Genomic DNA, 22,558 nt, shown 5'->3' with positions numbered 1-22,558 from the left:
GGATAGACGATGACAGAAATTAATTATTTAACAATAGGCTCAGAATCAGCACCGATTAAAGTGGAGTCTTTTATCAATTTAGCTTGTCCATACTGTAAAAACTTCTTTTTCGCTGCAGACACTGTATTAAAGCCATTCATTGATCAAGGGAAGGTTCAACATACAATTAAACATTTTGATAAAACGAAGCAAGGCTTATTAAAAGGAACAATAGCAAATATATATTTAAACTATCAACGACCTGAAGAAACCTTAGATATTATTCGTGAGTTATATCAAACACAAGCTCAATGGAAAGTAAGTTTTTCGACAATTGAAGCCAAAATGGAAGAAGAATATAATCTTACACCTCATAAAGAAGCTGACGATCGTTCGTTAGCGATTCATGAAGAAGCATTTGAAAGAGGAATTAAAGGCATTCCGACCGTTTTTATTAATGGTAATTTATTTGAATTCAATCCATTAGAAGATCAACAAGAAACGATAGAATCTAAGCTAACAAAGCAATTGAATCGCTTTATATGATAATGAACCATCGGACTTAAATATCTATTTGCAAAATAAATACGTCTGGACATCAGTGATTCGTCCCAGACGTATGCTTATCTTATCCTTCGAAATGTTGTTGAAGCTTATTTTTAAAAGAGGTGTTTGTTTTAATCTTTGAAGTTAATTATGATTTAGTAAGTTTAATTTATAATCATGTATGGATTGAATGTTACCGTCTTTCTTTTTGATAATGATGTGTTCTTTCGATATCTGAGTTGGGGAAGTTACACCTACAGCGGCAGCAATGTTAAATAAGCCTTCATGTAAGCTGGTTACAAAATTAGTGACGCGGTATTTTTTTTCATCTATAATTAATCCCTTTTCACGTTTTGGATCTGTTGTTGCGACACCTACAGGACATGTGTTCATATGACACTGCCTACTCATAATACATCCGACACTAATCATCATACCTCTTGCAACGTTGACTAAATCAGCACCTAGACCTAATGCAATCGCAATTTTATCAGGTGTTACAAGTTTCCCTGAAGCAAATACTTTAATTCGATTGCGTATACCATACTTTTCGAGTACACCTGTTAAGATTGGTAAAGCAGTGAATAAAGGTAAACCTATGCCATCTTGCAATTCTTGAAATGTTGCACCAGTGCCTCCTTCGCCGCCGTCAATAGTAATAAAATTCGGAAACTGATTTGTTTCAATCATTGTTTGTGCGAGCGCTTCTACTTCTGATACTTTGCTGATTACAATTTTAAAACCAACAGGTTTTTGACCTACATTTTGTAATTGTGTAACCCATTCTAATAAATCGGTTGGATTATCTATAGATTCAAAACGGTTAGGGGAATTAATCGTCCTCCAAGGTTCAACATTACGAATATCAGCAATTTCTTGTGTGACTTTATTACCTTGCATATGGCCGCCTCTTGTTTTTGCACCTTGTGCTAACTTGATTTCAAAAGCTTTGACCGTATCTTCATTTGCTAAACTTTGGAAAGCATTCATATCAAATTCTCCCGATTTATCTCGTACGCCAAATAAACCTGGACCTATTTGAAAGATGATATCTGCATCGCCCGATAAATGGTGTTTTGATAAACCGCCTTCACCTGTATTCATCCAAGTTCCAGCTTGTCCTAATCCTTTGGATAGCGCCGTGATTGCATGACTTCCTAATGCGCCATAACTCATTCCTGATTGACCAACAAGCCTTTTAAGTTTGAACGGATGTTTCAGTTCAGGACCTAAAATAATGGCATCTTCATCTGTTAAATAAAATGGATCTATCTCTGCTTTTGTGCGATGTTCGTCACGATTAAAGAGTCGTTCATTATCAATTGTATAAATAAATGATGAAATCAACGGTGATTGATTAATATGTAATTCTTTAGATTGCAACGGAAACATCGTATTTTGAATGTAAAACCCATCTTCATAATCCTTTTGTGTACCAAAACTAGTCATTCTTGAATTATATTTACCAGCTAATACAATATTGGTGTAATCATTACGAGAAAAAGGTTTGCCTTTGGTATCTGCTAAAAATAAATATTGGCGTAATTCTGGACCTATTTTTTCACCAAAATATCGAATACGTGCAAGTAATGGATAATTGCGTAAAACGCTATGTTGCTTTTGTCGTTTATCCTTAAAAAGCAATACAGCCCCTAAAACAAGTACGCTTATTAAACAAACGACAATGATTACGTTGACGATAAACTGTAAAATAGTCAAAATAGTCATGTAACATTCCCCCTTAATATAGTTATATAATACAATAAATTATGCAATTTACAATGTGTTCCACTGTAAAGGGGTAGAATGGTTAATTGTAATTTTCAAATAGAAAAGTAAATCAACTTATAATAATGATAAAATATTGTGTTATATTATTGTTAAACAGCTACAAGGAAGGTGACATATGACTGACAAATCATCAGCAACGCCATTAACCAAAAAGCATATATGGCAACATCAGAAAATTGTTAAAAAAGACTTTTGGTTAATCCCTATATACATCATTGCTAATTATCTTATACCACTTATATTAACGCTGATATTAATCGTATCATATGACATTTTAAATATTGGTAGTAAGTATCGTTTAAGTGATATGAATATACTGATTTTTGGTGGTGTTATTGCTGAAATATGTATCATCATAAGTTTTTATGGCATGCATACTAAAGATAATATTACAGCAATTGCGATCAACAGGTTAAAATCAGTTCGTAAATATATTTTGCTTATTTTTATAGCATACATATCTACGCTCTTGTTGAATAATTTATATGATTGGCTTATGACTTTTTTACCGAAGTCATTACAATATCATGAAACACAGAATCAATTGATTTTAGAAGCACTATTTCGAGACAATTGGATGCTCCCATTTTTATTTTTAGATATTGTTATTTTGACGCCGATTATTGAAGAGTTATTATTTAGGCATCTCATCATTCATGAATTAGGTAAAAAAATTACATATGCTGCTGCAAGTGTATTATCAGTTATATTATTTGCTGGTATTCATGTATTAGGGGCTACATCCCCATTTGAAATCGGAAGCTATATTTTTATTGCGATTGGTCTAGTATTTGTATATTTGAAAAGTGGGAAAAACTTAGCAGTATCCATATCACTGCATGCTTTTAATAATTTAATATCTTTTATTGCGATTGTATTTTTAAAATAATGTTTGCGTGTGATATTTAATGTTGTGTTTTGAATAAAACGATTGAATGCTACAATGATAGGAAATCAAACAGTCGTAATAGGGTATAAACTATATATGACCTAGGAGGTTCAAAATGTTAGAGCTTAGAAATGTTTCATACCAGGTGGATAACCGACAAATTATCAATAACATTAATTTGAAAATCGAAGCAGGAGAAACGATTGCGATTGTTGGGCCTTCAGGAAGTGGTAAAAGTACTTTGTTACGCTTAATGAATAATTTGATAAGTCCTACAGAAGGGGAATTATATTTTAATAATCAAGTATATGAAGATATTAGTCCAGAAAAGTTAAGAATGGAAATTAGTTATTTATTACAAGAAAGCGATTTGTTTGAAAGTACTATTGGTGATAACTTAGCTTTCCCCGCTCAAATTAGAAATGATAAGTTTAATCGTAAAAGAGCTAAAGCACTTTTGAAGTCGGTAGGGTTAGGTCATTATAACTTTGATACAAGCGTAAACCATCTTTCTGGTGGGGAACGGCAACGTGTAACGATTGCGAGACAGCTAATGTATAAACCCAAAGTATTATTATTAGACGAAGCAACAAGTGCTTTAGACGTACATAACAGTGAAAAAATTGAATCTTTAATCTTTAAGCTTGCGGAGGAAGGTACAACAATTTTATGGATTACACATAGTAACGATCAAAGTATGAGACATTTCCAAAAGCGCATTAGAATTGTGGATGGACAAATTGAAAAGGAGGAGGAATTATGATGAGTACCACTGCTTTAGTACTTACTGCGACACTCCTACTTTTTCCAATCATCGTGTCATATAAAGAAAAATTACACATAATTAAAGATTTACTCGTTGCAACTTTAAGAGCAGTTGTTCAATTGGTGATTTTAGGTTATTTACTTCATTTTATATTTGATGTAAACCAAACATGGTTGTTGCTCTTGTTTGTATTGATCATCATTATTAATGCATCGTGGAACACGATCAGTAGATCTTCACCTGTGATGCATCATGTATTTTGGATTTCTTTTATTGCCATATTTATAGGCGTAGCGCTACCATTAGTCGGTATTGTGATCACTGGCGCAATTGAATTCAAACCTAATGAAGTAATTCCAATTGCAGGCATGCTTGGAAGTAATGGTTTGATTGCTATTAATCTTGCGTATCAAAATTTAGATCGTGAATTCGTTAAAGAAATGAGTCAAATCGAAGCCAAATTGGCATTAGGTGCTAATCCAAAACTATCTTCCAAAGGAACGATTCGTGAAAGTATCAAAACGGCAATTGTGCCAACGATAGATTCAGTGAAAACGTATGGTATTGTTTTGATTCCTGGTATGATGACAGGGTTGATTATCGGTGGTGTAGATCCATTGGAAGCTGTTAAATTTCAACTTTTAGTAGTATTTATTCATACGACAGCGACAATTATGTCAGCGTTGATTGCAACATACTTGAGTTATCGTCAATTCTTTAATGAACGAGACCAATTAATTGCGCGACATATCCCCAAAGACAATCGCTAAAAGTTTTTGATGTATATTTGTTATAATAAACATGATGACAATTACTAAAATCAAATCTATTTGATGAGAAATTTTAAATTTAGATGAGCAGGAAACGTCAAGAAGTATCAAAATGGTTATTGATATTTCTTGCGTTTCCTGTTTTTTGAAATGAATTTAATAGCATGTATTGCTAAGTATTCATATATATTGACGAATGGTTTATAATGTAGCAGTTATAGAATTTTTGAAATCAGATTAAAGAGAGGAGGATATTTATGTCAGTTATGCGCATATTTACCTTTATATTAAGTATATTTATTGTAGGAATGGTTGAAATGATGGTTGCAGGTATTATGAACTTGATGAGTAGTGATTTACATGTTTCTGAAGCAATCATTGGACAATTAGTTACCTTATATGCCATTACTTTTGCAGTAGCAGGACCTATTTTAGTAAAGCTAACAAATCGTTTTTCACCACGAATGGTTTTATTGTGGGCACTGTTAACATTTGTTGTAGGCAATATCACTATTGCGATTGCGCCTAATTTTTCTATTTTAGTGATTGGACGTATCTTATCATCTGCAGCTGCAGCATTAATTGTGGTTAAAATATTAGCTTTAACTGCGTTATTAACTGCGCCACAACACCGAGGGAAAATGATTGGTATTGTGTATTCCGGCTTTAGTGGGGCAAATGTTTTTGGTGTGCCAATCGGGACAGTCATTGGTGATTTAGTCGGTTGGAGATATACGTTTTTATTTATTGTGGTTATTAGTTTATTCGTTGGTATTCTAATGTATATATATGTACCGAAGCTAAGTGATCATCTATCGTCAAACACTGACACAGAGACAAGTTCAAATCGTTCAAACGCTTATTCCAAAGTGTTAAGACCCGCTGAAGTTACAAAATATTTAGGTATCACGTTTTTATTATTAGTAGCCAACTCGGTGACGTTTATTTATATTAATCCGTTAATCCTTTCCGGTGGGCATCAACTATCCTTTGTGTCCATTGCATTATTAATCAATGGAATTGCAGGTGTAATCGGAACATCAATGGGTGGCTTTTTATCAGATAGACTTACGAGCAAACGCTGGTTGGTTATTGCGACAGCCGTATTTATTGTTATGATGCTTATTCTTAATATGTTTTTACCAGGTACAGGTTTATTACTCATGATTATTTTCATTTGGAATATCATGCAATGGAGTACGAATCCAGCTGTGCAAAGTGGCATTATAGAACATGTTGAGGGTGATACGAGCCAAGTGATGAGCTGGAATATGTCTAGTTTAAACGCAGGTATCGGTATCGGCGGTATTGTAGGTGGATTAGTAGTATCGAACTTAAATGTCTACGCAACGACTTATTTTTCAGCTGCAATTGCGTTTGTAGCATTTATTTTAGTGATTAGCCTTAAAAATGTCGCTAAATACAATAAAGCATCATGATTTGAGCATGGACTAATGGTAATATAAGTCTGCAAAATTTAGTTATAAATAAATAAAACAGGGCGTGGAACATTGAAATGTAATTTCAGTTCGACACCCTGTTTTTTAAATTTTTGTGCAAATGTTTTTACTAAAGTCACACAGTTTAGAACTTAAAATGTAACGACTCCGATTAACATAGCGATAATTAACATGACGATGGCAAAACCCCATATCCAAAAGAACGCATACTTTATATATGTTCCCATATTTGCTTCTGCAAGCCCTATTGCTAACCATAATGCAGGTGAAAATGGACTGACAAACGTACCGATAATATTTCCAATTAACATTGCATATGCTGTTGACACAGATGACACACCAAACTGACCGGCTGTCTGTTCAACAATAGGTAAGATTGCGAAATAATAAGCATCCGTACTCGTTAATAAATCTAGTGGTACACCGAAAATACCGACAATAATGTGTAAGTATGGCCCTACGGCATTCGGTATAATGTGGATGAAGCTTACTGCTATTGCCTCAAGCATACCAGTTTCATTAAGTACACCTAAAAACATACCCGCTGCAATAATCACGGCAGCCATCATAAGTGCATTTGGCGCATGAGCCTTAAGCCTACTCATTTGTTCGTCTACATTTGGGAAGTTAATAATCAAAGCAATCGCAACACCAATCATAAATGCAAATTCAGGCGGAGCGATATTAGCTAGCATTACTACGATGATAGCGAGCGTAAGTATCACGTTAATCCAATTAATCCAAGGTTTCGTAACGGCAACACCACGAATTGGAAATTTAATATCTTGATCTTGTTCGTATATTTCAACCAATTTATGTATATCCACATCTTGTGTATTAGTTACTTTTCCCGAATTGATTTTACGTTGTATGATTGCTTTTTCTCGAAAACCTAAAAATACAGCGAATAGTAAAACTAAAATAAAACCGATAATCTGAACAGGTATAACACCATACCATAATTCATTGACATTCTTAAAATGAATTACTGAAGCTGTACGAGCCATAGGACCGCCCCAAGGCACCATGTTCATAATCGATGCACTCAGTCCGAGTAACAAAAGTAGTAGATACCGATTCATATTTAATGCTTTATACAACGGTAATAATGCTGGTATTGATAATAAAAATGTTGTGGCACCAGCACCATCGAGTTGCGCGAATATTCCGATAAGTGCAGTTACAATACAAACAACTACAACATTACCTCTAGTAAGCAAAATCAAACGCTTTACCAATGGTTTAAATAAGCCAGCGTCACTCATGATGCCGAAGAAAATAATTGCAAAAATAAACATGATGACGACGTTAATGACTTGATCTAAACCACTATTAAAGAATTTTACTAAATCGCCTATATTGTAACCTAATATGAGTGCCCCTACACTCGGTATTAAAATCATGCCTACAACTGGACTAATACGTTTAGCAATTAGTAAACCAACAATGGAAATAATAATAATTAGCCCCATAATTGTTAGCCAAACACTCTCTTGTTGCATAAAATATCCCCTCCAAATATTAAAGCGCTTACAAAAAATTGAACAATGATTGTTCACACTTCTAAAAAGTAATTATTTATAAGTGTAACAGAGAAAAGCGAAGTGTATCAGTAATATATATAAATACTTATATAATTTTACTTATATTAAATTATAAGTAAAACAAATGTATTTTTGAATTGTATTAGTATTACAATATATAGGTTTTGTACCAGAGTAGTGTGAAGAAGATCAATAAAGGATTATCTGAATTGAGCACATTTAAAAATGGTTTAAAGAAATATTTTGAATTATTAAAGATATAAATAAGTATTATATTCTTAGAAAATAAGACGTTAACATGATATAAAAGATAATATAGATTAAATGTATATATTTATAGTAAAATTAAAATAAAAGGCGGTTTTTTATGAGTGAATCAATTAAAAACGATAAAGTAGATGCGTTTATTGAACGCTTAGATCAATGGCAAGATGCTTTTAAAGTATTAAGAAATATAATCAATCAAACAGAATTAACAGAAGATTATAAATGGATGCATCCTTGTTATACTTTGGACAATAAAAATGTTGTTATCATTCAAGATTTTAAACACTATTGTGCATTGTTATTTGAAAAAGGTGCCATTATGAAAGACCCATATCATACTTTAATTCAACAAACGAAAAATGTTCAAGCTGCTCGCCAGTTGAGATTTGAATGTTTAGAAGAAATAGAACGACGTAAAGATGAAATTGCTTGGTATGTAGAAGAAGCTATTAGAGTAGAAAAGTCGGGTGAAAAAGTACCGATGAAAACGACAGAAGAATTCGATATGCCTGAGGAATTGAAAAATAAATTAGAAGCATCGTCAGAGTTAAAAGAAGCATTTAATAATTTAACGCCTGGAAGACAACGTCAATATATGTATTATATAGGTCAAGCTAAACTTGCTTCAACAAGGGAAAATAGAGTCGAAAAGTATATCAATCATATCCTAGAAGGTAAAGGCATGAATGATAAGTAACCAATTAAGCTATAGCATGACTTAAGTCTTCAATGACAAAAAAGTGTTCGTGGTTGTCAAAATTTTTCAATCGTATTTTGGTTGAACCAAACCATCGTATTTATTTAAAAATAGATAACGCGTCGTTTATAAAATCTAGATTAATCTTGCAACTTTGTCATTTATCGTTTATAGTTTGCTCAAATATAAATATAGTAGATGAATCAAGTAATATTTTGTAAGAGAAGGTGTAGATATGGCAAGAGTGTCTAAACGTATTCAACTATTAGAAGCAGCAGCGGCTATCGTAAATGAGCAAGGTAGTGAGTATTTAACACTTGATGCAGTTGCTAAAAAAGCAGGTGTTAGTAAAGGTGGTTTACTGTATCATTTTAAAAATAAATTCGCATTGATACAAGGACTTGTGGATCATGCAGATGAGTTGTATCGAAATAATGTGAATGAACATGTTAAAAATGAGTCACAAGAAGTTGGCAAATTATTGCGTGCATTTATTGAAGCTACTAGAGAACACCGTTCAGAAAATGCATCAATTACTTCTGGTATGCTGGCTGCACAGGGTATTAATAGTAATTTATTATTACCACTACAAGATACTTATAAAGATTGGCAAGAAAAAATTGAAAAAGATGGCATTGATAAAGTCGATGCAACAATCATACGTTTAGCAGTGGACGGCTTATGGTTATCGGAAATATTTGGACTAGACGCACTTGATGAAACAATGAGAGCAAAAGTTTTAGAACGACTAACATCTTATACAGAAAACAAACAAATCGGATTAAAAGATGCATGAAAAAGTTGAAATTATAAAAAAATAATAAAATTTTCGATTCGTTGAAAGTATTGATGCTATAGGGATAAGTGATGAGAAACCATCACTTATCCCTTTTTTTAGCTGTAGCAAGGGTTGAAACTAAACCGTCCGGTTGGTACACTATCAACTGTGATCAAAACTCTGTTGGAGGTTTATATATGAAAAAAGTTATGCTAACAGCAGCTTTAACAGGTGCTGGAGATACTGTAGAAAAAAATAAAAGTGTTCCTGTAACACCTCAGGAAATTGCAGATTCAGCAATTAAATGTGCGAAAGCAGGGGCTACTGTTGCACACATTCATGCACGTGACCCAGAAACAGGCGGCATAAGCCATGATGTTGAATTTTTTAAAGAAGCAGTAAGATTAATAAGAGAAGCTGATGAAGATATTATTATTAATATTACTTCAGGTGGTGGCGGAGATTTTATCCCTAACCTAGAAGATCCATATACAGCAGGTGAAGGTTCAGATATGCAAACACCTGAAGAAAGACATGAAGCGATTGGCGCATTATTACCAGAAATGTGCACACTTGATTGTGGTAGTGTGAATATGGGTGACGCTGTTTACTTAAGCCCAGCTGATTGGTTAAGAAAACAAGCACAATTAGTAAAAGATGCAGGTGTAAAACCTGAATTAGAATGCTTTGATAGTGGGCATATTTCATTTGCAAAACAATTAATTAATGAAGGTCTCATTGAAGGCGAACCCATGTTCCAATTCTGTCTAGGTATTCCATGGGGTGCTGAAAACGATGCAGAGACAATTGAATATTTTAAAACACGTATTCCTGAAAATGCACATTGGTCAGCTTTTGGTATTGGGAGAATGCAACTACCTACTGTAGAAGAAGCGGCGAAACGTGGTGGAAATGTCCGCGTAGGTTTAGAAGATAACTTGTATTTATCAAAAGGTGTTAAAGCTTCAAATGAACAACTAGTTGAACGTGCAGTTGAAATACTAAAAACATTAGATATAGAGCCAATGACACCGGCTGAAGCGCGTGAGCAATACCAACTTAGAGATCCTAAAGGAGGCAAATAATGAAATTTGCAGTTGTAGGTACGGGCGTTATAGGTAGTGGTTGGATTACGCGTATTTTAGCGCATGGTCACGAAGTAATTGCGACAGATCCCAGTGAAGGTGCTTATGAAAGCATGTTAAAACAAGTGAAACAAAACTGGCCATATGCTGAGCAACAAGGTTTAGCAGAGGGTGCATCTTTAGAGAATTTATCGTTTACGGTAAGCTTAGAAGAGGCTGTTAAAGATGCAGATCATATTCAAGAAAATGTTCCAGAAATTGAAGAACTAAAAGCACAGGTATTATCTGAAATCGATACCTATGCACGTCAGGATGCCATTATTGGTTCTAGTACTTCTGGCATTATGCCTTCAGAATTACAACAAAATTTAAAACATCCTGAACGTTTGGTTGTTGCACATCCGTTTCACCCAGTATACATTTTGCCATTAGTTGAAATTGTACCTGGTAAAGAAACAACTGAAGCTGTCACAGTAGAATCAGAAAAAGTGTACGAAAGCATTGGTATGGATGTGCTACATGTCAGACATGAAATTGAAGGACACATCGCAGATAGATTGATGGAGGCACTATGGCGAGAATCATTACACATTGTTAATGAAGGAATAGCAACTACTGAAGAAGTAGATAAAGCATTTACCCATGCAGCAGGTTTACGTTATGCACAGTATGGACCATTTATGACATTCCATCTTGCTGGAGGAGAAGGCGGCATGCGTCATATGTTGAAACAATTTGGTCCAGCACTGAAGAAACCATGGACAAAATTAATTGCGCCTGAACTAACTCAGGATTTATATGATAATGTGGTAAATGGTTGTGAAACGGCTTCACAAGGGCAAACGATGTCAGAATTAGATCAAAAGCGTAATGAATTCCTAGTTAAAGTGAAAGAATTAGCTGAAGCATATTGGCCAGAAGACACTGCATCAATGAAAAAGGGTATTAAATAATTGGAGGTTCATATGACTCAATTTCAATATCAAACCACTGTTAAAGATATTTGGGTCGATCATAATCAGCACATGAATGATGCTGAATATAATCGAGTATTTAGTGATGCCACAGATGCATGGTTGGCATCACTAGGCTTAGATGTGAGTACAATTAAAAAATTGAATTATACAGTGTTCACTTTAGAAAATCATGTAGTGTATTTAAAAGAAATAAGCGTAGCTGAGCTTATTACTGTGAACGTAAGTCTATATGATTATGATGCCAAGCGTTTACACGTTTTTATGACTTTAGTAGATGCTCAAAATAACCGTTGTGCAACATATGAAGTAATGCTTATGGGCATGGACACTACAATAGGCAGACCTGCAGCTTTCCCTGAACAAATAAAAAATGCTATAGATGATTATGCTAAAGTTGGAACAATTCATGAAGCGCCAAAAGAATTAGGTCGACTGATTGGCATAAAACGAAAATAATATTTTTGAAACATTGTTTTGAGCTATTGAATTGACAATTAATTTCAATAGTTTAATTAACAAAACTTAAGGTTATAAATTGTTTATTTTCATTTGTTGAGTTATCTTAATAGATATAGGATGAAAAAAATTAGTCAAAATTGATATTTTTGACCAACACATGAACAAAGTAGGGCTAGTTGTGCTACATGTTTTTACTTATTTTCGGATTTGTATAACATCCACAGTTAGCCCTATATTTATAAATGAAATGTTAAATGAAAATACAAAAATAGAAAGGAATTAACACATGTTAAGTATAAAAAACTTATCTAAAGTCTATGGTGGCACAAAAAAAGCTGTAGATAATATATCATTGGAAATCGAATCTGGTGAATTTATAGCGTTTATCGGTACAAGTGGGAGTGGGAAGACCACTGCTTTAAGAATGATAAATAGAATGATAGAAGCTACAGAAGGCGAAATTGCAATCAATGGTAAAAATGTGCGCAAAATGAACGCCGTTGAATTACGTAGAAAAATTGGTTATGTGATTCAGCAAATTGGCCTAATGCCTCATATGACCATTAAAGAGAATATAGTCTTAGTACCTAAATTATTAAAATGGTCTGATGAAAAGAAAGAGAAAAAAGCTAAAGAATTGATAAAATTAGTAGATTTACCAGAAGAATACTTAGATAGATATCCTTCACAATTGTCTGGAGGACAGCAACAACGTATTGGTGTTGTGCGTGCTTTAGCAGCTGAACAAGATGTTATTTTAATGGATGAGCCATTCGGTGCGTTAGATCCAATTACGAGAGATACATTACAGGATTTGGTTAAAGAACTGCAACAAAAATTAGGTAAAACATTTATTTTTGTCACACATGATATGGATGAAGCGATTAAATTGGCAGATAAAATTTGTATTATGTCTGAAGGGAATGTTGTTCAATATGATACACCAGATAATATTTTACGACATCCTGCAAACGATTTCGTACGTGACTTTATCGGTCAAAATAGATTGATTCAAGATAGACCTAATATGAGAACCGTCAAAGATGCAATGATCCGACCAGTAACTGTACATGCAGATAGTTCATTAAATGAAGCGGTTAAGGTTATGAGAGACCGACGTGTCGATACGTTATTTGTCGTAGGTAATAATGATAGATTACTTGGATATTTAGATATAGAAGATATTAACCAAGGCTTACGAGCTCATAAAGAACTTATTGACACGATGCAACGTGATATATACAGAGTAAGAGTAGATAGTAAATTACAAGATACGGTGCGTACGATATTAAAACGAAATGTAAGAAATGTACCAGTTGTAGATAGTGATGAAGAGACATTGATTGGACTAGTTACAAGAGCAAACTTAGTTGACATCGTTTACGATAGTATTTGGGGCGAGTTAGACGAAGATGTTAGTGCACAAAAAAATGCTATTGTTGAGCCCGATAATGTAGGAGCTGATAAGTAATGAAAGATTTTGTAGAGCAGTATGGTGGTCAACTGATATCAAAAACCGTTGAACATTTCTATATCTCAATCATCGCTTTGTTAATTGCTATCGTCATCGCTGTACCATTGGGTATTTTATTATCAAAAATGAAAAGAACATCTAATATTGTGCTAACTATTGCTGGTGTGTTACAAACGATACCAACATTAGCAGTGTTAGCAGTCATGATTCCAATCTTTGGTGTGGGTAAATTACCTGCAATTGTAGCTTTGTTTATTTATGTATTATTGCCAATCTTAAACAATACTGTATTAGGTGTTCAAAACATAGATGATAACATTAAAGAAGCAGGCACAAGTATGGGTATGACACGTTTTCAATTAATGAAAGATGTGGAATTACCGTTAGCCTTACCGCTTATACTAGGAGGTATTCGTTTATCTTCTGTTTACGTAATTAGTTGGGCAACTTTAGCCAGTTATGTAGGCGCAGGTGGTTTAGGTGATTTTGTATTTAATGGATTAAACTTGTATGACCCATTAATGATTGTAAGTGCAGCAGTATTAGTGACTGCTTTAGCATTGATCGTAGATTTCCTACTGTCACTAGTAGAAAGATGGGCTGTACCTAAGGGGTTAAAAGTATCCAGATAATTTAAGGAGGACATTATGAAGAAATTGAAACAATATTGTATTGTGCTTGTGTTGTGTCTGACGGTCTTATCTGGATGTAGTTTACCAGGATTAGGTAGCAACAGTTCAGAACAAGATATTAAAATCACAGCACTTGCAACAAGTGAATCACAAATTATGTCTCATATGTTGAGACTGTTAATAGAACACGATACAAATGGTGAAATTAAACCCACTTTAATTAATAATTTAGGATCAAGTACCATTCAACACAATGCGTTAGTAAATGGTGACGCGAATATGTCAGGTGCTAGATATAATGGTACTGATTTAACTGGTGCCTTAAATGAAGATCCAATTAAAGATCCTAAAAAAGCTATGGAAGCAACTCAAGATGGTTTCCAAAAAAAATTCGACCAAACCTTCTTTAACTCTTACGGTTTTGCTAACACATACGCATTTATGGTCACTAAGGAAACAGCAGAAAAATATAATTTAGAAACTGTATCTGATTTGAAAAAGCATCCTGAACTTAAACTCGGTGTAGATAGTTCTTGGTTAAACCGTGAAGGTGACGGTTATCCTGGATTTACAAAAGAATATGGTTTTAAATTTGATACTATCAGACCAATGCAAATTGGTTTAGTATATGATGCATTAAACTCTAATAATTTAGATGTAGCTGTAGGTTATTCAACGGATGGACGTATTGCAGCATATGACTTAAAAGTTTTAAAGGATGATAAACAATTTTTCCCACCATATGATGCAAGTGCGGTTGCTACGAATGAATTGTTAGATAAACATCCAGAGTTAAAACCAATCATCAATAAACTAGACAAAAAAGTTTCGACATCTGAAATGCAAAAACTTAATTATCAAGCAGATGGTGAAGGACAAGAGCCAGCAGTCGTTGCTGAGAACTTCTTAAAAAAACATAATTATTTTGAAAATGATAAGAAAGGTGGTCAAAACTAATGGAAGGTAATTTATTACAACAATTAGTAGAATATTATTCAGTCAACTATGGCTACCTTTGGGATTTATTTTTAAAACACTTATTAATGTCTGTTTACGGTGTACTCTTTGCATCTATTGTTGGTATTCCAATTGGTATCATAATTGCAAGATATAGTAAGTTTTCTGGTGTTATTATTACTATCGCGAATATTATTCAAACCGTTCCGGTTATTGCAATGTTAGCGATACTCATGCTTGTCATGGGATTAGGTACTACTACAGTCGTGGTAACAGTATTTTTATATGCGCTATTACCGATTATAAAAAATACTTATACAGGTATAATGGGTGTTGATGCGAATATTAAAGATGCTGGTAAAGGTATGGGTATGACGCGAAATCAAGTATTAAGAATGATTGAGTTACCTTTATCACTCTCAGTCATATTAGGTGGATTAAGAATTGCACTGGTTGTTGCAATTGGTGTTGTAGCAGTTGGTTCATTTATTGGTGCACCTACATTAGGTGACATCGTTATCCGAGGAACAAACGCTACAGATGGTACAACGTTTATCTTAGCTGGTGCGATACCAATCGCATTAATCGCTATTATTATAGATGTCGGTTTAAGATTATTGGAGAAACGTTTAGATCCTGCACATAAAGCAGAAAAAAGAGGTAAAACTAAGCCGCAAAGTATTAATGAATAGAAGGTCGTGAAATCATTGGCACTATTATCGATTAATTACAATTCAAAGACAATAGGTATGCATCATCATTTTATGGTAATTCTTCCAGAGGATGAAAGTTATTTCAAAAAAGGTACACAGCCTAAACCACTAAAAACACTATTATTACTGCATGGTTTGTCTAGTGATGAAACTTCGTATATGCGTTACACAAATATAGAGCGCTATGCGAATGAGCATCAACTTGCAGTTATTATGCCTAATGCAGATCACAGTGGTTATAGTAATATGGTTTTTGGTCATAAGTATTATGATTATGTGCTAGAAGTACTTGATTATGCACATCAAATTTTACCTTTGTCACAAAAGAGAGAAGATAATTTTATCGCTGGTCATTCCATGGGAGGTTACGGAACAATCAAGTTTGCATTAGCTGAGGGACATCGATTTGCAAAGGCTTGTCCCTTATCGGCAGTATATGATGCTCAGACGTTCATGGATTATGATTGGTACGATTATTCTGGAGAAGCAATTGCAGGTGTTTCAAAAAATGCTACAGGTAATGACTTAGACCCATATTATTTAGTTGACCAGGCAATTCAACAAGGTAAAGAGATACCAGATTTATTAATTATGTGTGGTACAGAAGATGCACTACATGAAGATAATAAAAAATTTATTAAATATCTAGATGAAAAGCAAATTTCATATTGTTTTGAGGATGGGCCAGGTGAGCATGATTATGCTTATTGGGACTATGCTATCAAACGTGCTATAGACTGGTTAGTAAAAGGGTAATATATGCTGACTCATATCACTGAGTAACGTTTAAAGTCGAGACGACGAAATCAATTTAAATACAAAATGGCTAATCCACTTGATGATGATAGGGATTAGCCATTTATTTTTATATTAGACGATCATTTTATATCATTGTCGAATTTTTGATGTCGTCATTATGTTTCGATGATTTTGATTTTCCATCTATACTCGTTTACTAAACTGTAGTGCGGTATTCTTCTTCTAATTTTCCTAAATGTCTCAATGTAGGTGTAAGTGCAGCAAAAAAGAAACCTTCTTTCAATTTACGAGCTTGTGGCGCACGTGGAGAATATGCTCTAGAACCACCGTTTACCATCGAAGCTTGATTTACTTCTAATAATAGGTAACCAGCTTCTTTTTTAATTTTGATCAGTTCAGCAAAATTATCGTCTAAATCATCGTTTTCAATAATATGATAAAACGCGTTTTTAAGCTGTTTATATTGGTTTTCATACGCATTGATATCGAATTCTAAGTATTTATTGATGCCATTTTGTGCGTCAGAAAATTTATGAATTAAATCTAACGAAGCTCTGATTGAACCGAGCGCTATAGGAATTTGTAAAGCTACAAATTGTGGTCGAATGGCAGAAGCAAAACTTTTTGCTTCTTTTGTTATAATTTGTGATTCAGGAATCTCTACGTTTTTCATTTCAATAGCAAATGTAGCCGACCCATTGACACCTAAGAAATTTGATTTTTCATCTAAAGTTATACCTTTTTGATTCGCTTTTACAATAAACATCACTAACTCATCTGTATCATTTGCTTTAGAAATTGCTCCAAAATAATGATCAGACGCAATATTACTTATTGCAGGTAATTTGCCATTAATAATTAATGTGTTGTCATTATAATGATGTGTTAAATTGAATGATTCTAAATCGTTAAAAGATTTCATAGGGTTAGATAAACCTGTTGCTCCTAAAATTTCTCCATTTAACAACTGTTGCTGTAAAGTTTTATTTAAATGTGGTTGATTTGCGTGTTGTAAATAAGTTGAAAATGCTAATTGACACCATAGACAAAAACCTGTAGTTAAGCAGGATTTTGAGACTTCTTCAATGACTTCTAGATTATTTTTTAAGTCATTTTCAGAAAAATAGCCATCTCTAAATAAGCCTTGAATGAATGGTCGTGGGTAATAACTCCCTTCATCAATTTCAATAACATAGGGATCTAATTCTGTTTCAATACGTTTTTGTAAAGTCATATAAATTACTCCTTTATTCTCCAAATCTGATTAAAATTAATTTTTCTAAATAACTAATTATTCTATCTATCAAAAATCCAAAGAGTCCAATAAAGAAGATCGCTGATAATACATCTTCTAAATTTAACATATTACGCGCATCTACGATTAAAAATCCTAGTCCAGATTGGGCTCCAATCATTTCACCTGAAACTAAGAAAATCCAACTTGTTCCCACTGCCATGTGAATACCAGCCATAATATGTTTAAATGAAGCGGGGAATAAGATGTTACGATATAACGTCCAACCACTTAAATTCATATTTGACGCAATTTTTAAGTATTGTGGCTCAACATTCCTAACGCCTTTAATCGTACTAAATACAATCGGGAAAAAAGCAGCGATAAAGATGATAGCCATTGCTGGTAAACTGCCAATAACAAACCATAAAACAACAAATGGCGACCAAGCTATAGGTGAAATAGGTCGTATAAGTTGAAATAACGGTTCTATTGCAGTGTGCAATAAGGTGCTTCGACCTAAAATAAAACCTGTTGGGACACCAATTAAAATAGCGATACTAAATCCAATAAAGAATCGAAATAAACTGATGCCCAGATGGGTAAATATTTCCCCGGTAATAATAAAATGCCAAATGCTCTGTGCTACTAGGATAGGACCTGGGAGTAATATCGGTTTATAATCTCCAATCCAAATGACACATTGCCAAATAAATAAGAAAAGTATAAATGTTAGTATAGGTAAAGTTTGCTTTTTAATTAAATTACCTGACATGCTGCTTATGCCTCCTTATACAATGTTGGATCAACGAATGATTTATAAGATGGTGTTTCGAAAAGTTGATGTTGGTTAATCAACTGTGTAATTTTTTGATAACCATCTTCATTAATTGATAAATTGCCATATGATGTCCATTCTGCGGATTGTTCCAATACTTTTCGATCTTGTTTAAAGTGCTTAGACATAATATCAACACTTTGTGATTTATCATTCATTCGATATCCAGCTTTTTTATAATCAGATATAAAACTTTGAGCAACATGTTTTTGATCTTTTATTAAGTCAGTTCTAAGTACTAAAGCACAACAGTATGCATCGGGAATCACTTCATTACCATGTTTTAAAGTTTTTCCTTTGCCTAACTTTTCTCCTAATGCGCCAAATGGTTCGGCCACAGAATATCCAGAAATTCTATGTTCATTTAGGGCAGCTGGCATTTCTGCTGGAGCCATTTCATGATAACTGAATGTTTGAGCATTCAAATTTAATTGTTTTCTCATTTCTTCCAATAATAAGTAGTGCGTTGAATAACGATGAGGGATGGCAAATCGATATTGATGCTCATTATTAAAATTGTTTACCGTTTCACCTTTTTGTCCCATAATGACGTTACCTTCGTGGTGTCCTAGCGCAACTGCTTTAATATCAGCACCCTTTTGTTTAGATTTCATAGCTAATTCTATTAAGGTTGATGCGCCATCAATTCTCCCACTATTTAATGCATCCATAAGATCTGGCCAATTATTAAACTTAATTAATTTTAATTTATAACCATTATGTTTAGCTTGTGCTTTTACTTTTTGAGTCATCATTAAGTTAGCAGAATGTGTAATTGGCAAATAACCAATTTTTAAAGTCTTTTGCGGTTGATTATGTTGATTATTCTTCTGTATAGATTGATTATTACATGCACTTAGTATAAGGATCATAATTATTGGAAAGATGATTATTTTTTTCAATAGTTACAACTCCTTATATGTAATATTCAGGTTCTGCTTGATGGTGGTTTAATGCGAATTTTTCCATAATATTATTTCTTAAAGTTAATAAATAACTATCATTTCTATTTCTCGGATGTGATTGTTCAATTGAATATTGGCTTATAATATTACAGCCATCGCCGAGTAAGATAATGTGATCAGAAAGGTAAATGGCTTCATCAATGTCATGCGTAACTAATATAATCGTAGCTGTAGATTGTTTTTGGAGTTGTACAAGTTGATCTTGTAATTTATAACGTGTAAAAGCATCCAGTGCGCCTAATGGTTCATCCATCAATATGACTTTGGGTTGATGGACTTGTGCACGGCAAAGTGCTACGCGTTGTTTCATTCCTCCAGATAATTGCTCTGGAAACGTCTTTCCTTTATGATCTAAATCAACATATTTTAAATAATTATTGATTTCATCATCACTCATTTCGCGATTTAATCCTAAACGAATGTTGTCATTAATGTTTTTCCACGGCAGTAAATTATGATGCTGAAAAATCATTAAACAATCAGGTGATGGATTTTGTTTTAATTGATCTTCAATTTTAACAGTACCTGACGAAGGTGTTAAAAATCCGCCTATAATGTTTAACATGGTAGACTTTCCACAACCACTTTTACCTAGAAAAGTAACTATTTTACCTTTTTCAATATTTAAATTAAAATCATCGATAACACGATGGTCTCCAAATTGATGTTGGATGTGATTAATGCGAATCATGGCAACACCTCTATTATTCCTATCTAATTAATATGTTTTTTTGATGAAAAAAAAGCGGCAGAAATCTAAAATGTATCATTTGATTTCATATTGCCGCTCCTTGAATAGTGTTTAGGTTATTTATAAGTTTACCCCAATTTTTAGCTTAAATAAGATTGTTAGCTAGCAATGGTGTGACGAGTATGATACATACTTATAAATAACTTTTGCTAACTAAACCTATGGAATTATAAATATAAAGAGAAAGTTTAGTTATAATTTTTCAATATCATCAATAGGTGTATCTACAGCTTTTCTTGCACGACGAACGGCGTCTTCATCAGGTGCATCATATAAGCAGATACATTTTGACATATCTTCACATACATAAGTACGTTGGAATTGAACTTCAGGGACTTCTTCATAGTGGACAGAATTTTTCTTTTTACGCGCTAAATATTGATCCATTGTGATACCTTCTGGGATGTTCCACGTAACAAGATAATCAACGTGTGCATCACCTTTTTTAACTTCTTCTAAGTCTTTACCTACTAAACGCACTTCTTTAACTAAATTAATGTTGATAGATGCATCTTCAAGAAATTGTTTAGCTTCTGTATCACTATTCGCTTCTACAATAAAATAGCCATGTGTTAAATCTTCTGTTGCTTGTACTTCAATTAGTGTTGGTACTTCACCAGTAGTGAGTTTTGCTGCTTTATCTTCTAAGTCTTTTTTAGACTTTGCGAAATCAAGATTATTTGCTTCGAGTAAATATAATGTCATTTAATAGAACCTCCAATGTTTATAATAAATGCATAGTACTATAATTCTTATCAAAATACAAGGATATAAAAGGATGTTATTTTAATTTTCTGATAATTGTTAAAAATTATATTCTATGTAAAGTAAAATCTTTCGGGAAACATGTAACGTTAATTTTTAAAAAATTTCAAAACGTATATAAAATGATATAAACATTTATATTTAATTAAACTGTATTAAATATAAGAAAAAACGGGGGGAGAAAATTTTAGGTTTCATAAAACTAAAGAAAACGTCAACTTCTATATTTATCATAGAAATTGACGCTTAAGCTTGAGCAAGCATTGTTTATGTTCTAACTTTTTATCGTTGTGATTTTAGATATTATAGTAAGACTGTTGCTAAAATTGGTGCAACAACGACTACGATTACACCTACGATTACTAGTGAAATAGAGGCCATTGAAGCTTCTGTCTCACCAAATTCTTGTGCAGATGACACTCCTAATGAATGGCCACTTGTACCAAGTGCGAGCCCACGAGCAATAGGGTTTGTAATGTTAAATAATTTAATGAGTTTGGAACCTAAAGCATAAATAATGACACCATTTAAGATTACTGCCAATGATGTTAGTTCTTTAATACCACCAATATCGGCTGATACTGGTAAAGCAATGGCAGTGGTAGCACCTTGTGGTAACATAGATGCAATGATTTCATTTGAAAATTGGAAAGCACTTGCAATGAAATAGATAAATACCAAAGCAGCTGTCGTTCCGAAAGCAATACCACCAAGGATTTGTTTCCAATATTTCTTAAGTACGTCACGTCTTTTATATAAAGGAATCGCAAAACAGATAGTTGCAGGTTCTAAAAAGAAATTGATGATGTCGCCACCGATTTTATAATTTGCATAATCTATACCTGTTAACTTTAGAAATGCTATACCGAAGACCATGCTGACAAATAATGGTGTAAATAAAAAGAAGCCATTCGTCTTCTTGAATAATATCGTTGCTACGATAAAAGGTATAATAGATAATAAAATTCCAAAATATGGTGTGTTAATGCCTAAATGTTCAATCATAATTTTTCCTCCGCTAACTGTTTAGGTTTTCTTTTCTTAGGTATAAATGATTTTGTAATTAACATTTGTGAGAAAAATCCTGTGCATAGTAATAATAAGATTGTAGAAATGAGAATTAGCAATATAATCAAGATCGGACTTTGGCTTAATACGCCTAAAGAATTAATAACTGAAATACCTGCAGGTACAAATAAGAAACCGATATTATTTGTTAGCGTCGTACCCACTTTTTCAACTTCCCCAAGTTTAACAATCCCTGTACATAAAGCGATAAATAATAAGACTAGACCTATCACTGATGCTGGCATTGGAATAGGCATGAAACTTTCGATAATATTTGATAAAAGCATGATGATTGCCAACACTAGTACTTGATGAAAAAAGTTATACGTTTTTGAATGACTAGGCTGCTTCTCAGCTTGTTTTTTGTTTGTTTCCATAATGTATTTCCTCCCGA

Annotated in this window: 24 protein-coding genes; 15 read left to right on the top strand and 9 right to left on the bottom strand. The window is 33.4% G+C overall.

Annotation, left to right across the window (positions count from 1 at the left end; translation table 11 throughout):
• Positions 1 to 9 precede the first annotated feature (9 nt).
• Positions 10 to 525, top strand: coding sequence for a thioredoxin domain-containing protein (locus MUA21_RS10565; protein ID WP_262561232.1), 516 nt, complete (start codon positions 10 to 12; stop codon positions 523 to 525).
• Between the two features lie 144 nt (positions 526 to 669).
• Here MUA21_RS10565 and MUA21_RS10560 read toward each other — a convergent pair whose 3' ends face one another.
• Positions 670 to 2,253, bottom strand: a complete 1,584-nt coding sequence (locus MUA21_RS10560) for an FMN-binding glutamate synthase family protein (RefSeq protein ID WP_107525168.1) — start codon at positions 2,251 to 2,253, stop codon at positions 670 to 672.
• Positions 2,254 to 2,431: 178 nt separating this feature from the next.
• Here MUA21_RS10560 and MUA21_RS10555 point away from each other — a divergent pair, with 178 nt between their 5' ends.
• The 4 genes from MUA21_RS10555 to MUA21_RS10540 all read left to right on the top strand — a co-directional run bounded on the left by MUA21_RS10555 (position 2,432) and on the right by MUA21_RS10540 (position 6,180).
• Entirely contained in the window at positions 2,432 to 3,205 is a 774-nt protein-coding gene (locus tag MUA21_RS10555) for a CPBP family intramembrane glutamic endopeptidase (RefSeq protein WP_262561230.1), read from the top strand.
• 115 nt (positions 3,206 to 3,320) lie between these two features.
• A complete protein-coding gene (locus MUA21_RS10550) occupies positions 3,321 to 3,968 on the top strand; it encodes an ABC transporter ATP-binding protein (RefSeq protein WP_019470105.1) in 648 nt (215 codons plus the stop codon).
• Positions 3,968 to 4,741, top strand: coding sequence for an ABC transporter permease (locus MUA21_RS10545; RefSeq protein ID WP_262562255.1), 774 nt, complete (start codon positions 3,968 to 3,970; stop codon positions 4,739 to 4,741). Before MUA21_RS10550 ends, MUA21_RS10545 begins: the two co-directional genes overlap by 1 nt.
• A 257-nt stretch (positions 4,742 to 4,998) precedes the next feature.
• Positions 4,999 to 6,180: an MFS transporter gene (locus tag MUA21_RS10540; RefSeq protein ID WP_262561228.1), complete on the top strand. Its 1,182-nt coding sequence runs from the start codon at positions 4,999 to 5,001 to the stop codon at positions 6,178 to 6,180.
• Between the two features lie 152 nt (positions 6,181 to 6,332).
• Here MUA21_RS10540 and MUA21_RS10535 read toward each other — a convergent pair whose 3' ends face one another.
• The gene (locus tag MUA21_RS10535; RefSeq protein ID WP_107525165.1) at positions 6,333 to 7,703 is read right to left on the bottom strand and encodes a CitMHS family transporter; all 1,371 of its coding nucleotides are present in this window, start codon (positions 7,701 to 7,703) and stop codon (positions 6,333 to 6,335) included.
• A 409-nt stretch (positions 7,704 to 8,112) separates the two neighbouring features.
• On the opposite strand from MUA21_RS10535, the gene MUA21_RS10530 reads away from it, so the two are divergent.
• From MUA21_RS10530 to MUA21_RS10485, 10 genes are all read left to right on the top strand, one after another.
• Positions 8,113 to 8,709 (top strand): YdeI/OmpD-associated family protein, encoded by a 597-nt coding sequence (locus MUA21_RS10530; protein ID WP_262561227.1) that lies wholly within the window; start codon positions 8,113 to 8,115, stop codon positions 8,707 to 8,709.
• 235 nt (positions 8,710 to 8,944) lie between these two features.
• Positions 8,945 to 9,505 (top strand): TetR/AcrR family transcriptional regulator, encoded by a 561-nt coding sequence (locus MUA21_RS10525; RefSeq protein ID WP_262561226.1) that lies wholly within the window; start codon positions 8,945 to 8,947, stop codon positions 9,503 to 9,505.
• A gap of 179 nt (positions 9,506 to 9,684) precedes the next feature.
• Positions 9,685 to 10,572, top strand: coding sequence for a beta-keto acid cleavage family enzyme (locus tag MUA21_RS10520; protein ID WP_019470111.1), 888 nt, complete (start codon positions 9,685 to 9,687; stop codon positions 10,570 to 10,572).
• Positions 10,572 to 11,525 (top strand): 3-hydroxyacyl-CoA dehydrogenase NAD-binding domain-containing protein, encoded by a 954-nt coding sequence (locus tag MUA21_RS10515; RefSeq protein WP_107525163.1) that lies wholly within the window; start codon positions 10,572 to 10,574, stop codon positions 11,523 to 11,525. The genes MUA21_RS10520 and MUA21_RS10515 overlap by 1 nt, the downstream gene beginning before the upstream one ends.
• A 12-nt stretch (positions 11,526 to 11,537) precedes the next feature.
• Complete coding sequence (locus tag MUA21_RS10510) at positions 11,538 to 12,005, top strand: thioesterase family protein (protein ID WP_064209301.1); 468 nt, start codon at positions 11,538 to 11,540, stop codon at positions 12,003 to 12,005.
• A 289-nt stretch (positions 12,006 to 12,294) separates the two neighbouring features.
• A complete protein-coding gene (locus MUA21_RS10505; protein WP_262561224.1) occupies positions 12,295 to 13,479 on the top strand; it encodes a betaine/proline/choline family ABC transporter ATP-binding protein in 1,185 nt (394 codons plus the stop codon).
• The gene (locus MUA21_RS10500; protein ID WP_019470115.1) at positions 13,479 to 14,114 is read left to right on the top strand and encodes an ABC transporter permease; all 636 of its coding nucleotides are present in this window, start codon (positions 13,479 to 13,481) and stop codon (positions 14,112 to 14,114) included. Before MUA21_RS10505 ends, MUA21_RS10500 begins: the two co-directional genes overlap by 1 nt.
• Before the next feature lie 15 nt (positions 14,115 to 14,129).
• Positions 14,130 to 15,071, top strand: coding sequence for an osmoprotectant ABC transporter substrate-binding protein (locus MUA21_RS10495; RefSeq protein ID WP_070657958.1), 942 nt, complete (start codon positions 14,130 to 14,132; stop codon positions 15,069 to 15,071).
• Positions 15,071 to 15,763 (top strand): ABC transporter permease, encoded by a 693-nt coding sequence (locus tag MUA21_RS10490; protein ID WP_019470117.1) that lies wholly within the window; start codon positions 15,071 to 15,073, stop codon positions 15,761 to 15,763. The genes MUA21_RS10495 and MUA21_RS10490 overlap by 1 nt, the downstream gene beginning before the upstream one ends.
• Positions 15,764 to 15,778: 15 nt before the next feature.
• Positions 15,779 to 16,540 carry an alpha/beta hydrolase gene (locus tag MUA21_RS10485; RefSeq protein WP_073344091.1) on the top strand — a complete coding sequence of 254 codons (762 nt, stop codon included), beginning with the start codon at positions 15,779 to 15,781 and terminating at the stop codon, positions 16,538 to 16,540.
• A gap of 199 nt (positions 16,541 to 16,739) precedes the next feature.
• Here MUA21_RS10485 and MUA21_RS10480 read toward each other — a convergent pair whose 3' ends face one another.
• The 7 genes from MUA21_RS10480 to lrgA form a co-directional block, all read right to left on the bottom strand.
• Positions 16,740 to 17,777 carry an acyl-CoA dehydrogenase family protein gene (locus MUA21_RS10480; protein ID WP_046207558.1) on the bottom strand — a complete coding sequence of 346 codons (1,038 nt, stop codon included), beginning with the start codon at positions 17,775 to 17,777 and terminating at the stop codon, positions 16,740 to 16,742.
• Between the two features lie 13 nt (positions 17,778 to 17,790).
• The gene (locus MUA21_RS10475; RefSeq protein ID WP_262561223.1) at positions 17,791 to 18,552 is read right to left on the bottom strand and encodes an ABC transporter permease; all 762 of its coding nucleotides are present in this window, start codon (positions 18,550 to 18,552) and stop codon (positions 17,791 to 17,793) included.
• Positions 18,553 to 18,557: 5 nt separating this feature from the next.
• Entirely contained in the window at positions 18,558 to 19,517 is a 960-nt protein-coding gene (locus MUA21_RS10470) for an ABC transporter substrate-binding protein (RefSeq protein ID WP_046207560.1), read from the bottom strand.
• A gap of 13 nt (positions 19,518 to 19,530) precedes the next feature.
• On the bottom strand, positions 19,531 to 20,271 hold the full coding sequence (locus MUA21_RS10465; RefSeq protein ID WP_073344084.1) for an ABC transporter ATP-binding protein: 741 nt from the start codon (positions 20,269 to 20,271) through the stop codon (positions 19,531 to 19,533).
• Positions 20,272 to 20,523: 252 nt separating this feature from the next.
• A complete protein-coding gene (locus MUA21_RS10460; RefSeq protein WP_019468800.1) occupies positions 20,524 to 21,036 on the bottom strand; it encodes a DUF4242 domain-containing protein in 513 nt (170 codons plus the stop codon).
• 363 nt (positions 21,037 to 21,399) lie between these two features.
• The gene (gene lrgB / locus MUA21_RS10455; protein WP_019468801.1) at positions 21,400 to 22,101 is read right to left on the bottom strand and encodes an antiholin-like protein LrgB; all 702 of its coding nucleotides are present in this window, start codon (positions 22,099 to 22,101) and stop codon (positions 21,400 to 21,402) included.
• Positions 22,098 to 22,541 (bottom strand): antiholin-like murein hydrolase modulator LrgA, encoded by a 444-nt coding sequence (gene lrgA / locus MUA21_RS10450; protein WP_107525162.1) that lies wholly within the window; start codon positions 22,539 to 22,541, stop codon positions 22,098 to 22,100. Before lrgA ends, lrgB begins: the two co-directional genes overlap by 4 nt.
• Between the last annotated feature and the right edge of the window lie 17 nt (positions 22,542 to 22,558).

This window comes from Staphylococcus ureilyticus (genome assembly GCF_025558845.1).
Classification (GTDB): Bacteria; Bacillota; Bacilli; order Staphylococcales; family Staphylococcaceae; genus Staphylococcus; species Staphylococcus ureilyticus.
Note: the sequence above shows the minus strand (reverse complement) of the source record. Positions and strands in the feature narration are given on the sequence as shown.

Coding starts and splice junctions, on each gene's coding strand:
- MUA21_RS10565 (WP_262561232.1), top strand. CDS start 10: ATGACAGAAATTAATTATTTAACAATAGGCTCAGAATCAGCACCGATT.
- MUA21_RS10560 (WP_107525168.1), bottom strand. CDS start 2,253: ATGACTATTTTGACTATTTTACAGTTTATCGTCAACGTAATCATTGTC.
- MUA21_RS10555 (WP_262561230.1), top strand. CDS start 2,432: ATGACTGACAAATCATCAGCAACGCCATTAACCAAAAAGCATATATGG.
- MUA21_RS10550 (WP_019470105.1), top strand. CDS start 3,321: ATGTTAGAGCTTAGAAATGTTTCATACCAGGTGGATAACCGACAAATT.
- MUA21_RS10545 (WP_262562255.1), top strand. CDS start 3,968: ATGAGTACCACTGCTTTAGTACTTACTGCGACACTCCTACTTTTTCCA.
- MUA21_RS10540 (WP_262561228.1), top strand. CDS start 4,999: ATGTCAGTTATGCGCATATTTACCTTTATATTAAGTATATTTATTGTA.
- MUA21_RS10535 (WP_107525165.1), bottom strand. CDS start 7,703: ATGCAACAAGAGAGTGTTTGGCTAACAATTATGGGGCTAATTATTATT.
- MUA21_RS10530 (WP_262561227.1), top strand. CDS start 8,113: ATGAGTGAATCAATTAAAAACGATAAAGTAGATGCGTTTATTGAACGC.
- MUA21_RS10525 (WP_262561226.1), top strand. CDS start 8,945: ATGGCAAGAGTGTCTAAACGTATTCAACTATTAGAAGCAGCAGCGGCT.
- MUA21_RS10520 (WP_019470111.1), top strand. CDS start 9,685: ATGAAAAAAGTTATGCTAACAGCAGCTTTAACAGGTGCTGGAGATACT.
- MUA21_RS10515 (WP_107525163.1), top strand. CDS start 10,572: ATGAAATTTGCAGTTGTAGGTACGGGCGTTATAGGTAGTGGTTGGATT.
- MUA21_RS10510 (WP_064209301.1), top strand. CDS start 11,538: ATGACTCAATTTCAATATCAAACCACTGTTAAAGATATTTGGGTCGAT.
- MUA21_RS10505 (WP_262561224.1), top strand. CDS start 12,295: ATGTTAAGTATAAAAAACTTATCTAAAGTCTATGGTGGCACAAAAAAA.
- MUA21_RS10500 (WP_019470115.1), top strand. CDS start 13,479: ATGAAAGATTTTGTAGAGCAGTATGGTGGTCAACTGATATCAAAAACC.
- MUA21_RS10495 (WP_070657958.1), top strand. CDS start 14,130: ATGAAGAAATTGAAACAATATTGTATTGTGCTTGTGTTGTGTCTGACG.
- MUA21_RS10490 (WP_019470117.1), top strand. CDS start 15,071: ATGGAAGGTAATTTATTACAACAATTAGTAGAATATTATTCAGTCAAC.
- MUA21_RS10480 (WP_046207558.1), bottom strand. CDS start 17,777: ATGACTTTACAAAAACGTATTGAAACAGAATTAGATCCCTATGTTATT.
- MUA21_RS10475 (WP_262561223.1), bottom strand. CDS start 18,552: ATGTCAGGTAATTTAATTAAAAAGCAAACTTTACCTATACTAACATTT.
- MUA21_RS10465 (WP_073344084.1), bottom strand. CDS start 20,271: ATGATTCGCATTAATCACATCCAACATCAATTTGGAGACCATCGTGTT.
- MUA21_RS10460 (WP_019468800.1), bottom strand. CDS start 21,036: ATGACATTATATTTACTCGAAGCAAATAATCTTGATTTCGCAAAGTCT.
- lrgB (WP_019468801.1), bottom strand. CDS start 22,101: ATGATTGAACATTTAGGCATTAACACACCATATTTTGGAATTTTATTA.
- lrgA (WP_107525162.1), bottom strand. CDS start 22,541: ATGGAAACAAACAAAAAACAAGCTGAGAAGCAGCCTAGTCATTCAAAA.